This window comes from Ensifer sp. LBL (genome assembly GCF_050435225.1).
Classification (GTDB): Bacteria; Pseudomonadota; Alphaproteobacteria; order Rhizobiales; family Rhizobiaceae; genus Ensifer.
Map to the genome: position 1 here is coordinate 78,818 of NZ_JBNDJY010000004.1, position 12,635 is coordinate 91,452.

Annotated in this window: 13 protein-coding genes; 10 read left to right on the forward strand and 3 right to left on the reverse strand. The window is 63.1% G+C overall.

What is annotated here, in order from left to right:
* Positions 1-10: 10 nt before the first annotated feature.
* The 10 genes from OKW20_RS16195 to ureG all read left to right on the forward strand — a co-directional run bounded on the left by OKW20_RS16195 (position 11) and on the right by ureG (position 6,889).
* Complete coding sequence (locus OKW20_RS16195) at positions 11-316, forward strand: urease subunit beta (RefSeq protein ID WP_060518934.1); 306 nt, start codon at positions 11-13, stop codon at positions 314-316.
* Positions 313-723 (forward strand): lysozyme inhibitor LprI family protein, encoded by a 411-nt coding sequence (locus tag OKW20_RS16200; RefSeq protein WP_429173580.1) that lies wholly within the window; start codon positions 313-315, stop codon positions 721-723. The genes OKW20_RS16195 and OKW20_RS16200 overlap by 4 nt, the downstream gene beginning before the upstream one ends.
* Positions 724-726: 3 nt before the next feature.
* The gene (locus tag OKW20_RS16205; protein WP_429173581.1) at positions 727-1,371 is read left to right on the forward strand and encodes a Urease operon accessory protein; all 645 of its coding nucleotides are present in this window, start codon (positions 727-729) and stop codon (positions 1,369-1,371) included.
* 3 nt (positions 1,372-1,374) lie between these two features.
* Positions 1,375-3,087 carry an urease subunit alpha gene (gene ureC, locus OKW20_RS16210; protein WP_192447069.1) on the forward strand — a complete coding sequence of 571 codons (1,713 nt, stop codon included), beginning with the start codon at positions 1,375-1,377 and terminating at the stop codon, positions 3,085-3,087.
* A gap of 18 nt (positions 3,088-3,105) precedes the next feature.
* Complete coding sequence (locus OKW20_RS16215) at positions 3,106-3,777, forward strand: TIGR02117 family protein (protein WP_429173582.1); 672 nt, start codon at positions 3,106-3,108, stop codon at positions 3,775-3,777.
* 276 nt (positions 3,778-4,053) lie between these two features.
* Positions 4,054-4,593, forward strand: a complete 540-nt coding sequence (locus OKW20_RS16220) for a peroxiredoxin (protein WP_429173584.1) — start codon at positions 4,054-4,056, stop codon at positions 4,591-4,593.
* A 168-nt stretch (positions 4,594-4,761) separates the two neighbouring features.
* On the forward strand, positions 4,762-5,058 hold the full coding sequence (locus OKW20_RS16225; RefSeq protein ID WP_192447067.1) for a putative quinol monooxygenase: 297 nt from the start codon (positions 4,762-4,764) through the stop codon (positions 5,056-5,058).
* Between the two features lie 2 nt (positions 5,059-5,060).
* Positions 5,061-5,534 (forward strand): urease accessory protein UreE, encoded by a 474-nt coding sequence (gene ureE / locus OKW20_RS16230; RefSeq protein WP_429173586.1) that lies wholly within the window; start codon positions 5,061-5,063, stop codon positions 5,532-5,534.
* Positions 5,527-6,198: an urease accessory protein UreF gene (locus OKW20_RS16235; protein ID WP_429174496.1), complete on the forward strand. Its 672-nt coding sequence runs from the start codon at positions 5,527-5,529 to the stop codon at positions 6,196-6,198. The genes ureE and OKW20_RS16235 overlap by 8 nt, the downstream gene beginning before the upstream one ends.
* 79 nt (positions 6,199-6,277) lie before the next feature.
* Positions 6,278-6,889, forward strand: a complete 612-nt coding sequence (ureG, locus tag OKW20_RS16240; protein ID WP_034794155.1) for an urease accessory protein UreG — start codon at positions 6,278-6,280, stop codon at positions 6,887-6,889.
* A gap of 45 nt (positions 6,890-6,934) precedes the next feature.
* Here ureG and OKW20_RS16245 read toward each other — a convergent pair whose 3' ends face one another.
* The 3 genes from OKW20_RS16245 to OKW20_RS16255 form a co-directional block, all read right to left on the reverse strand.
* Positions 6,935-7,615 carry a Crp/Fnr family transcriptional regulator gene (locus tag OKW20_RS16245; RefSeq protein ID WP_429173587.1) on the reverse strand — a complete coding sequence of 227 codons (681 nt, stop codon included), beginning with the start codon at positions 7,613-7,615 and terminating at the stop codon, positions 6,935-6,937.
* A gap of 159 nt (positions 7,616-7,774) precedes the next feature.
* Positions 7,775-11,089 carry an efflux RND transporter permease subunit gene (locus OKW20_RS16250; RefSeq protein ID WP_429173589.1) on the reverse strand — a complete coding sequence of 1,105 codons (3,315 nt, stop codon included), beginning with the start codon at positions 11,087-11,089 and terminating at the stop codon, positions 7,775-7,777.
* A gap of 14 nt (positions 11,090-11,103) precedes the next feature.
* On the reverse strand, positions 11,104-12,291 hold the full coding sequence (locus OKW20_RS16255; protein WP_429173591.1) for an efflux RND transporter periplasmic adaptor subunit: 1,188 nt from the start codon (positions 12,289-12,291) through the stop codon (positions 11,104-11,106).
* Positions 12,292-12,635 lie beyond the last annotated feature (344 nt).

A 12,635-nucleotide genomic window follows, 5' to 3' on the forward strand; every position in this document is an offset into this window, starting at 1 on the left:
GGAGAAGACCATGATCCCAGGAGAAATCATCGCGGCGGCCGGAGAGATCGAGCTCAATGTCGGCCTCGACACGACGACGATCGAGGTCGCCAATACCGGCGACCGCCCGATCCAGGTCGGCAGCCACTATCACTTCGCCGAAACCAATGCGGGACTTAAATTCGACCGCAAGGCCGCCTACGGTCGCCGGCTCGACATTCCCGCCGGCACGGCCGTGCGGTTCGAGCCGGGCCAGACGCGCCAGGTGACGCTGATACCGCTTTCCGGCAAGCGCGAGGTCTATGGCTTCCGCCAGCAGGTGATGGGCAAGCTATGAGGGCGCTGCCGGTTCTCGGGCTGCTTCTGCTGCTTGCTGCGCCGGCGCTCGCCGAGGACGAGCCGGACTTGGATTGTGCGAATGCGATGGCTCAGCCGGATCTGAATGACTGCGCCTACCAGGAATATGAAGCGGCCGACGCGGAGTTGAATGCAGTCTACCGGCAGGCGCTGACGGCGGCGCAGAATGTCGACAAGGAGCTGGAAGGCGCCGATATCGGCGCGGTCGAGGCGCTGAAGACGGCGCAGCGCGCCTGGATCGGCTATCGCGACGGTCAATGCGAGTTTGCCGGCTTCCAGGCCCGTGGCGGCCAGGCGGAGCCGATGCTGGTTTCGGGCTGCCTTGCCCAGCTCACGCAGAAGCGCACCGCCGAACTCAACGAATTTCTCGAAACCCAAGGGAACTGATCATTGCAGGCTCGCCTCGTCATCATGATCGTGGGCAATGGCGAGGTGCCTGACGGCGCCGGCGCGACGATCGATAGTGCCGATCTCGTCGTGCGCTTCAACGATTGCCGCTCTGTCGGCTCCGGCGGCCACAGGACCGATATCGTCGCCGTCTGCAACACCGGGCGACCGGGGATTTCCATGCTGGGCGGTGGCCGCTGGAAGACGAATGCCGCGGTGCGCCAGGCGCGGGAGATCTGGTGCGTTCGTTCCGGCGCGAAGTTTGCCGCGATGCGCGCCGGGCTTGCGGAAACGCATCCGAACCTCGACGATTTCTGCGACGATTACACTGTCGGTTTCGAGAGCTTCGCCCGCTCGACCAACCGAGGCTTTCGCGTCGTTCCGGTCGATGTGCACGAGCAGGTGGAGCAGGACCTCGCTGGGTTTTCACCAGATCCTTACGTCGTTCCATCCAGCGGGATGATCGTGATTGCCGATATCCTCGCGCATCTTGCGACGCCCAACGACGATGTCGTTCTTGCCGGTTTCGGTCATGTCGGCTGGGAATGGCATCCCTTCGCCGCCGAGCGCCGCCATGTCGACGCGCTTGCGGCTGGCGGCCGTCTTCGCCGCCTCCATCCCGTTTCTTCTTCGTCCCAAGGAGCCTGAACCATGCCCTACAAGATGTCGCGCGCGGCCTATGCCAACATGTTCGGCCCGACGGTCGGCGACAAGGTGCGGCTCGCCGATACCGAACTCTTCGTCGAGGTGGAAAAGGATTTCACCACCTATGGAGAGGAGGTGAAGTTCGGCGGCGGCAAGGTCATTCGCGACGGCATGGGGCAAAGCCAGATGACGCGCGCCGAGGGCGCCGTCGATACTGTTATCACCAATGCGCTGATCGTCGACCACTGGGGCATCGTCAAGGCGGATATCGGCCTCAAGGACGGGCGCATCGCCGGCATCGGCAAGGCCGGCAACCCGGACACGCAACCGGGCGTCACCGTCATCGTCGGTCCCGGCACGGAGGTCATTGCGGGCGAAGGCAAGATCATCACCGCCGGCGGCATGGACAGCCACATCCACTACATCTGCCCGCAACAGATCGAAGAAGCGCTGGTGAGCGGGCTGACCACCATGCTCGGCGGCGGCGCCGGGCCGGGGCATGGCACGCTTGCAACCACCTGCACCTCCGGTCCCTGGCATCTCGCCCGCATGATCGAGGCGGCCGATGGCTTCCCGATGAACATCGCCTTTGCCGGCAAGGGCAATGCTTCGCGGCCGGGTGCTCTGGTGGAAATGGTGCTTGCCGGCGCCACCTCGCTGAAGCTGCATGAGGACTGGGGCTCGACGCCGGCGGCGATCGACTGCTGCCTCGGCGTTGCCGACGAATACGACGTTCAGGTGATGATCCACACGGACACGCTGAACGAGAGCGGCTTCGTCGAGGATACGATCGCGGCGATCAAGGGCCGCACCATCCATGCCTTTCACACGGAAGGGGCGGGGGGCGGCCACGCGCCCGATATCATCAAGATCTGCGGCCAGCCGAACGTCATCCCGTCGTCCACCAACCCGACGAGACCCTACACCAAGAATACGCTGGCCGAGCATCTGGACATGCTGATGGTCTGCCATCACCTGTCGCCGTCGATCCCCGAGGACATCGCCTTTGCCGAGAGCCGCATCCGCAAGGAAACGATCGCAGCCGAGGACATCCTGCACGATATCGGTGCCTTCTCGATCATCTCGTCGGACAGCCAGGCCATGGGCCGCGTCGGCGAGGTGGCGATCCGCACCTGGCAGACCGCCGACAAGATGAAGCGCCAGCGCGGCCCGCTGCCGCAGGAAACCGGCGACAACGACAATTTCCGAGTGAAGCGCTATATCGCCAAATACACGATCAATCCGGCGATCGCCCACGGCCTCAGCCATGAGATCGGCTCCATCGAGGTCGGCAAGCGTGCCGATCTCGTCCTCTGGAACCCGGCCTTCTTCGGCGTGAAGCCCGACTTCGTGCTACTGGGCGGCTCGATCGCGATGGCGCCGATGGGCGATCCGAACGCCTCCATTCCGACGCCGCAGCCGGTGCACTACCGGCCGATGTTTGCCGCCTATGGCAAGAACCGCACCAGTTCCTCCGTCACCTTCGTGTCGCAGGCCTCGCTCGATGCGGGCCTTGCCGCCAAGCTCGGCGTCGCCAAGCAACTCGTGGCGGTCCGCAATACCCGCGGCGGCATCGGCAAGGCATCGATGATCCACAACAACCTGCTGCCGCATATCGAGGTGGACCCGGAGACCTACGAGGTGCGCGCCGACGGCGAACTTCTGACCTGCGAGCCGGCGACGGTCGTGCCGATGGCACAGCGCTACTTCCTGTTCTAGAGCAGGCAGGGACAGGGAATGAAGCGTGGCCTGAAATGGGTTTTCTTCGGCCTGCTGGCGGCGGTACTTGCCGTTGTCGTCGGAACCCTGCTGCCGCGGCCGCTCCTGCCGGTTTCCGCCGCTGCGGCTGGAACGGGGGGCACCCGCATCCTTCTGCTTTCCGGCCCGATCCACACGGACATCGCCATACCTCTGACGGACGAGACCCGGGCGCGGTTCGGCTTTGTCGAGGCGGCCGGCGTACCGCTTGCGCATCCGCAGGCCGAATGGCTGATCTTCGGTTGGGGCGGGCGCTCCTTCTATCTGGAAACGCCGACCTGGTCGGAGCTGAAGGCCGGGCCGGTGTTCAAGGCGCTGACGCTCGACCGCTCGGTCATGCATGTGGATATCGCCGGCCGGATCGTCGAGCCGCAGGCGGCTGTCTCCGGCTTCGAGCTGAACGAAGCGGGATACGATCGGCTGCTCGATTTTGTGTCCGAGAGCTTCACCCGCGAGGCCGGAACCGTCGTTCCGGTCGAGGGCTTTTCCTACAATGGCAACGACCGCTTCTTCGAGGCTGGCGGCAGCTTCAACGCGCTCTTCGGCTGCAACACATGGACGGCGCGGGCGCTGCGAGAGGCGGGCTTGAGGACGGGCCTGTGGAACCCGGTTCCGCCAAGTCTTGGGTTGTCGCTGCGGCTCCATAACTGAGCAATGACGGGCCGATTGGAGCCATGCGGTCACCGCATGGCTGCCATGCTTGCATGTGAATTGGGGCCTTTCGTGCTGCGCCGCAGCGCAAGATCCGATAGGAAGACAGCTGACCTTCCTCGGTTGCCAGCAATCCTCCCAAGACCTGCCGACCGAGAGCTGCGCCAGAGCGGCTTGCGGTTTCCCGCATGTATCCCGCTCTAACTTACAAGAGACGATCACGTTGATGATTTTGGTCGAGCCGACCCAGATCATCGTGGTCCAAAGGAGATGACGATGCTTGGCAGAAAAGTACCCGCTGTAACGTTCCGCACCCGCGTTCGCGACGAGGCCGTTGGCGGCTCGAACCCGTTCCGCTGGCAGGACGTGTCCTCCGACGATTATTTCGCCGGCAAGCGCGTCGTGCTGTTTTCGCTGCCGGGCGCGTTCACGCCGACCTGCTCGACTTTCCAGCTGCCCGATTTCGAAAAGCTGACCGCCGATTTCCGCGCCGAAGGCGTTGACGAAATCTATTGCATCTCTGTCAACGACGCTTTCGTCATGAACGCCTGGGGCAAGTCCCAGAGCCTCGAAAACGTCAAGCTGATCCCGGATGGTTCGGGCGAGTTCACCCGCAAGATGGGCATGCTCGTTGCCAAGGACAATCTCGGCTTCGGCATGCGCTCCTGGCGCTACGCTGCCGTCGTCAACAACGGCGTTGTCGAGCAGTGGTTCGAGGAAGAAGGCTATTCCGACAACTGCGACAGCGACCCCTATGGCGTTTCCTCGCCGCAGAACATTCTTGAGACGCTGAAGTCCCAGAAGCTCGCCGCCTGATGGTAGCGGTCTACCGTTCCTGATTGAAGAGCCCGAAGATCGGATCCGGTCTTCGGGCTTTTTCTTGCGCGGTCCCAGTCGCCGCAGGCGTGTGAAAAGCCGTGCTCGCTGCTGGCGCCAGTGCTTTTTCTTGCTAAAGTAGCCGACAGAAAAGATATCGAGGGTTCAATGGTTTACATTATCGCCTACCTGACCGCACACCCGGGCAAGGGGGATGAAGTGGTGTCGCTTGCAGCACCGCTGATCGAGGCCACGCGGCGCGAAGCCGGCTGTATCACCTACGATCTCTATCGCAAGCCGGCCGAACCCGATGTGCTGGTGTTTGTCGAGACCTGGAAGGACAAGGCAGCCGTCGACGCGCATTTCGAGGAACCGCATCTGAAGGCCTTCCAGGCGGCGATGGCCGACCTGCTGGTCGAAGCGCGCATCGAACTCGTGACGCCGGAAAAGGTCGAGGTTCTCTGAGGATGCCCTATCGTTCGACAGAGGTTCTCTCGCCGGGACCGGCCGAAATTGCGCCGCTTCATAGCGTGACATTGACGCATGACGCGCGGCATCTGCGCCGCAAGTTGCTGCATCTCGAAAACGACGATGTGGTGATGCTGGATCTCAAGGAAGCGGTGATGCTTGCCGATGGCGACCTCCTTGTGCTTGAGGGGGGCGGCCATATCCGCATCGTCGCGGCACCGGAAGCGCTCTACGAAATCCGCCCGCGCGATGCGATGCATGTGATCGAGCTTGCCTGGCATCTCGGCAATCGCCATTTGCCGGCACAGTTCGAAGAAAACCGCATCCTGATTGCCCGCGATCCGGTGATCCGCCAGATGCTCGAAGGCCTGGGCGCGGCGGTGAGCGACGTTTCGTTGCCTTTCCATCCGCTGCGCGGCGCCTACCATGCCGGCGGCCACAACCATGGCCATAGCCATCACCACCATGGCTGAGCGGGTCGACACGCAAGCGCTGCTTCGCCTCGTGACATGGATGTCGCCGGCCTTTCCGGTCGGCGCCTTTTCCTATTCCAGCGGGCTCGAGCAGGCGGTTCACGACCTTCTGGTGACCGACGCCGGCGCGCTTCGTACCTGGCTTGAGACCGTCGTCTCTCAGGGCTCCGGCTGGAACGACGCGCTGCTTCTGGCCGAGAGCTATCGCGCCGTGAACGACCATGCCCGTCTGGCTGCGGCGGCAGAGCTTGCCGAAGCCCTGGCGGGAGGCCGAGAGCGCCATATGGAAACCATGCTGCAGGGCCAGGCGTTTCTGGCAGCGGCGCGCTCATGGCCGCATCCGGTTCTCGATGCGCTGCCTGAAAGTGTCGCCTATCCGGTCGCAGTCGGTGCCGTCGCCGGCGCCCATGAAACGGGCCTCGAGCCGGCGCTTGCCGCCTATCTCAACGCCTCGGTCTCGAACGCCGTCTCGGTGGCGATCCGTTGCGGCGTGACCGGCCAACGCGATGGCGTCGGTGTCATCGCAGCGCTCGAACCGGTCATCGCGGCGACAGCCGTCAAGGCCGCCGGCGCCTCGCTCGACGATCTCGGCTCGGCCACGATGACAGCGGATATTTCGGCGCTCAGGCACGAGAGCCTGCATTCGCGGCTCTTCCGTTCGTAATCTATAGAACTGCGCAATTTCAGACGGAAAGCTGCTTCACACTTTCCCGGAATTGCTTCCACCTTGAAAGGACATCCAGATGGCATCGAAGAACGGTCCCCTTCGCGTCGGCATCGGCGGGCCGGTGGGCTCGGGCAAGACGGCGCTGACCGACAAGCTCTGCAAGGCGATGCGGGAGAAGTACTCCGTCGCCGTCGTCACCAACGATATCTACACCAAGGAAGATGCCGAGGCGCTGGTGCGCATGCAGGCGCTGCCGTCCGATCGCATCGTCGGGGTGGAGACCGGCGGGTGCCCACACACGGCGATCCGCGAGGACGCCACGATCAATCTGCAGGCGATCGCCGATCTCAACCGCCGCATCCCCGATCTCGATGTCGTCTTCATCGAATCCGGCGGTGACAATCTCGCGGCGACCTTTTCGCCTGATCTCGCCGACCTGACGATCTATGTCATCTCGGTCTGCCAGGGCGAGGAGATCCCGCGCAAGGGCGGGCCGGGCATTACCAAGTCCGACCTTCTGGTCATCAACAAGAAGGATCTCGCCCCTTACGTCGGCGCCGATCTCGACGTGATGCAGCGGGACGCGACGCGCATGCGGGCGGAAAAGCCCTTCGTCTTTACCGACATGAAGCGCGGCGACGGCATCAACCGGATCGTCGATTTCCTGACGCTGCACGGCGGGCTTTGACGCCGTCCGCCTTTGTTGCTTCTGGCGCCTGAGCTTGTCAGTGCGTCAGAAGCGCTCCAGCGCCTGCCGGTCGTGGATCTCGATGACGCGGCCCTTGACGGTGACGCCGGAGCGGCGAAGGGCCGAGAAAGCGCGCGAGAGTGCCTCGGGCGCCAGGCCCAGCTTGCCGGCCAACACATTCTTCTGGAAGGGCAGGCGGAAGGAAAAGTTGGTGATGCCGTCGGGGCAATTGCCGAGAATGTAGCTTGCGACCCGCTGCGGCGCCGTCAGCAGCCGGTCTTCGGCCAGGCAATCCTCCGCCATTTGCGCGTGCCGGCACAGAAGCTGCATCAGCGCGTCGGCGATCTCGGGTGACTGTTCGGCCAGCTTGCGGAGCCTGCGGCTGTCAATGCGGGCGAGCATCGTCGTCTCGATCGCCTGGGCGTTGGCGGTGGCGCGGTTGCCAAGGAACATCGCGCTTTCACCGAAAAGCTCGCCTTTCGGGAAGACGGCGATATCCGCTTCGCGCCCGTCCTTGCCCAGCCGATAAAGCCGCACCAGGCCGGAAAGCACGAAGAAGACATGGTCCAGCGCCTCGCCCTGGCCAAACAGTATGTCGTGCTCCTCGTGGGTGGAAACCACGACATCATCGAGAATGGCGCTCGATGCGGCCGCCGGCAGCTTTTCGAAAAAGCAGGAGCCGAGCAGCAGCGCCCTGTCGTTCGAGTTCAATCGCAACGTCTTCATCGTACCCGTCCTGAGTAAAATCCGGTGTCAGGGTAGTGGGCTTTGCGGATCGTGGTTTGACCTCGATCAAATAGAAACAACAAAAAGCCCGCGCTTGCAGGGCGCGGGCTTGCTTTGGAATTGTGGCAGCCCAGGTTGGAGGGCCACGCCGGTGACGATTTACTCGGCTGCGAGCGCCGGATGATTGATCACCTTGCCGCCGGACCGTCCCTTGGTCTGGTCCGTTTCCAGCGTCTTCAGCCGGTCTTCCAGGCTCTCGATCGTCTTGCCTTGTTCGTGCACGAGACCCGTGAGGGCTTCGCGGTCGAGCGGCAGGTTCTCCTCGTCCTTCTTGCCGACGAAGCGTCCGAAAGCCCAGGCGAGCAGGCGCGACAGGTCGTCCATGATCAGGAAGAACGATGGTACCACGACGAGGCTGAGAACCGTCGAGACGATGATGCCGCCGATCACTGCGATCGCCATCGGAGCGCGGAACGAGCCGCCTTCGCCGACGCCAAGCGCGGAGGGCAGCATGCCCGCCGACATGGCGATCGATGTCATGATGATCGGGCGGGCGCGCTTGCGGCCCGCTTCGATCATCGCCTGCGTCCGGTCCATGCCGTGATGCATCATCTCGATGCCGAAATCGACGAGCAGGATGGCGTTCTTGGTGACGATGCCCATCAGCATCAGGATGCCGATCAGCACCGGCATCGACAGCGAGTTCTGGGTCAGGATCAAGCCGGCTGCGACACCGCCCATCGCAAGCGGCAGCGAGAACAGGATGGTGAACGGCTGGATCACGTCCTTGAACAGGAGGATCAGCACCACCAGCACCAGCATCAGGCCGAGCAGCATCGCATTGACGAAGCTTTGCTGCATTTCCTCCTCGACCTCCGCGTCGCCGCTCTTCAGCAGCTGAACCGTGGAGGGCATCTTGGCCTCGTCGGCAATCTGCAGGAAGCGCGCAGAGGCGGTATTGAGCGCCACGCCGATCGGAAGATCCGCGCCGAGCGCCACGACGCGGTTGCGGTCGTAGCGTTTGATCGAACTCGGGCCTTCGGAATAGTTGATGTCGGCGACGCTCGACAACGGTACTGTCAAGCCAGAAGCGGTCTGGATCTTCAGATTGCGGATCGCGGCGATATCCGTTCGGAAGTCGCGGTTGATCTGCACGCGGATCGGGATCAGCCGGCCGTCAAGGGCGATCTTCGTCAATGCAGCGTCGATATCGCCGATGGTGGCGACACGGATCACCTCGGAGATCTGCGCCGTGGTGATGCCGAGGCGCGACATCTGCTCGTCGCGCGGACGGATCTGCAACTCGGGACGCGGAAGGGCACCGTCCGGGCTGACATTGGCCAGCAACGGATCGCTGCGCAGCTTTCCTTCCAGAATGCCGACGGCTTTGTCGAGATCGGCCTCGTTGTTGGAGAGCAGATTGAACGACAGTTCCCGCTCGCCGCGGTCGTTGAGCTTGATCACCCGGACATCCGGCAAATCGCGAACGCGGGCAAAGATTTCCTTCTCGATCTGCGACTGCGGAATGATGCGGCCCGATGGCGGCAACTTCGGCAGGTACTGGCCGACGACCGGCAGTTTGCCGAAGACGTCGTTGACCACCTTGTTGAGGAGCGAGTGGTCGCGCTTTTCGAGCAGCACCGTCACCGTGGCCCGGCGCAGTTCCAGGTCGCCCTTCGGCGAGGCGCCGCCAAGCACGAAGACGCTTTCGACGCCGTCGAGGTCCTTGACCCTTTCGTAGATCTGCGCGGTCGTCCGGTCGGTGTCTTCCAGCATAGCGTCAGGCGCCAGTTCGACCGACAGGCTGACACGCGACGTGTCGTCCGGAGGCAGGAACCCGCCGGGCACGAACATGAACAGAGCGACAACGGAGGCCACGGTCACGCCGATCGCGATGAGCACCGTCAGGTAGCGCATGTACCAGCGCTTCGTCGTCGCATGAACGAGGCGCGTGTAGCCGCGCATAAAAGTGCCGTCTTCGGCATGATGCCCGTCAAGTTTGGACGGACGCATCATATAGGCGGCCATGACCGGCGTAATCAGGCGTGCAACGAGCAGCGAGAAGAAGACCGAGACGGCCACGGTCAGGCCGAACTGGATGAAGTACTGGCCAACAATCCCCGGCATGAACGACACCGGGATGAAAACCGCGATGATCGTGAACGTGGTTGCGATCACCGCGAGGCCGATTTCATCCGCCGCTTCGATCGCTGCCCTGTAGGGCGACTTGCCCATATGGATATGGCGCTCGATATTCTCGATCTCGACGATGGCGTCGTCGACAAGGATGCCGGTTGCAAGTGTCAGTGCGAGGAAGCTGACGAGATTGAGCGAGAAGCCGAGCAGTTCCATGACCCAGAAGGTTGGAACGGCCGACAACGGCAGGGCGACGGCGCAGATCAGCGTGGCGCGCCAGTTGCGCAGGAACAGCATGACGACGATGACGGCGAGCAGCGCGCCTTCCATCAGCGTGTGCAGCGCCGCTTCGTAGTTGCCGTAGGTGAAGTAGACGGAATCGTCGACCATCTCGATGGTGACATCCGGGTTCGACGCGCGGATCTTCTCGAGCGATTTGGCGACCGTCTCGGCGACGCTGACTTCCGAGGCGCCCTTGGCGCGGAAAACCGCGAAGGTCACGCCGGGGGTGCCGTTGAAGCGCGAGAAGGAGCGTGGCTCCTCATAGGTGTCGGTCACCGTACCAAGATCGGACAGGCGCACGAAACGGCCGCTCGGGACCGAGATCATCGTGTTGGCGAGTTGGTCGACATTGCGGGCGTCGCCGAGCGTGCGGATCGCCTGCTCGCTGCCGCCCACCTGGCCGCGGCCGGAGCCGAGGTCCATGTTCATGCGGCGCAGCTGGCCGTTGACGTCTGCGGCGGTGATGCCGAGCGAATTCAGCTTGTCTTCGTTGAGTTCGACACGCACTTCCCGGTCGGCGCCGCCGTAGCGGTCGACGCGGCCGATGCCGCTTTTGCCCTGGATCTCGCGCTTGATGACGTCATCGACGAACCAGGAAAGTTCTTCGAGCGACATGCCGGGTGCCGAGACGGAAAAGGTCTGGATCGCCTGGCCTTCGACATCGACCTTGGAGACGATCGGCTCCTCGATCGAGGTCGGCAGGTCGCTGCGGATACGGTCGATCGCATCCTTCACGTCCTGCACGGCCTGGGTTGTCGGCACTTCCATGCGGAAGATCACGGCGGTGGTCGATGTGCCGTCGTTGATCGTCGACTGGATATGATCGACACCGGTGACGCTGGCGACCGCGTCCTCGATTTCCTTGGTGACCTGCGTTTCAAGCTCGGCAGGCGAGGCACCGCTCTGGGCCACGCTGATCGAGACGATCGGCACGTCGATGTTGGGGAAGCGGGTGATAGGCAGGCTATTGAACGACTGATAGCCGAGCACCATCAGCACGAAAAAGGCAAGGATCGGTGCGATCGGATTGCGTATGGACCAGGCTGAGAAATTCATGGTCACGGTTCCTGTCAGTTTGTCGCTGGTTCAGCAGACTTGACGGGGTTGATGCGGTCGCCGTCGCGGACATAGGCGCCGGCTCTTGCCACGACTTCCTCTCCCGCCGTCAGGCCTTCGAGCACCTCGACGAACTTGCCGTCCGAGATCCCTGTCTTGACCGGCAGAATACGGATGACGCCGTTTTCGACCTTGCGAACGATGGTGCGGCCATCCTCGTTGGTAACGGCTGTCTGCGGCAGGACCACCGCCCGCTTCTGCTCGGCGGTAATCAGCGCGCTCGCATACATGCCGGCGCGCGCCTTCGTGGTGTCGTTGAGGCTGATGAAGACGGTGCCGAGGCGGCTTACCGGGTCGACCGTCGGAGCGATCAGGCGGATCGAGCCTTCGACCTTGGTGTTGCCGCCCGCAAGCGTCACGGTGGCAGGCTGGCCGACCGCAAGCTTGATGATATCGGCCTCGGCGACGTCTGCCTTCATTTCGATCGCACCGTCGCGGATCATCGCAAACAGCGGTTCGCCGCTGCCATTGGCAATGGCGCCGATCTTGGCGTTCTTGGCGGAGATCACACCGGCGACGGGTGCCTTCACTTCGGAGCGCGTCAGGCGAAGGTCAATGTCTTCGATCTGCGCCTCTGCCACCTTGATGTCTGCGGTTGCGACAGCGACTGCCTGCTCGGCGGAACGAACGCGGGCCTGCATCGCGATATAGAGCGCCCGGACCCGGTCCGCTTCGGCGGTCGAAACCGTTCCGTTCTTGGAGAGCCCGGCGGCGCGATCGCTGACCCGCTTGGCTTCGTCGTTGTTGGCCCTGGTTTCGGTGAGCTGGGCGTTCAATTGCGCCAGTCCGGCCTCGGCCTTGGCGAGCGCCGCCTCGAGCTCACTTTTTTGCAGGCGAAGCGCGTCGTCGTTGAGAACCACCAGCACGCTGCCGGCCTCGACCTTGTCGCCGACGTCGACATTGAGCGAACGAATGGAGAGGCCGTCGACCATCGGCGCGACATAGACCTGCTCGACCGCCTGTATGGTGCCGGTTGCAACCACCCGGTCGCTGATCGGCTTGTCGACCGCCGCCGTCACGACGATGGAGGGAAGGGTCGGCGCTGGTTTCGGTTGCGCTGCTTCCTCCGCCCGGGCGAAGGAAAGCGAACCAAGTGTCATCGCAGCGCACACGCTGAGAACAGGCAATACTTTTTGAGCCATCGGCTTTACAGTCCCGGCAATGGAAACAACATCGAGCGGATCACCGCTCAAGGCAGGATCCACGGGCAATCAGGCGATTTTATCGCGCCGACATCGCGCCCCGTCGATTGCACGGGGACAGAAGACTGCGCTTCTCCTCACTTCGCGCTCCGCGTGCACGGTATCAGACCGTAGACGCGGGCGGAACTGGGACCGGTTACCGCAGGCATGGCACTGGAAAAAGGACGTCCTCCATCATGCCTGCCTCCAACAAACATCGTCGCCTATGTAATCTCGGCCTTGCACGCTTACAAGAGTGCTCGAAGCGATGGTGCCTCAATATTCAGTTCGTTCTGCGGTTATGG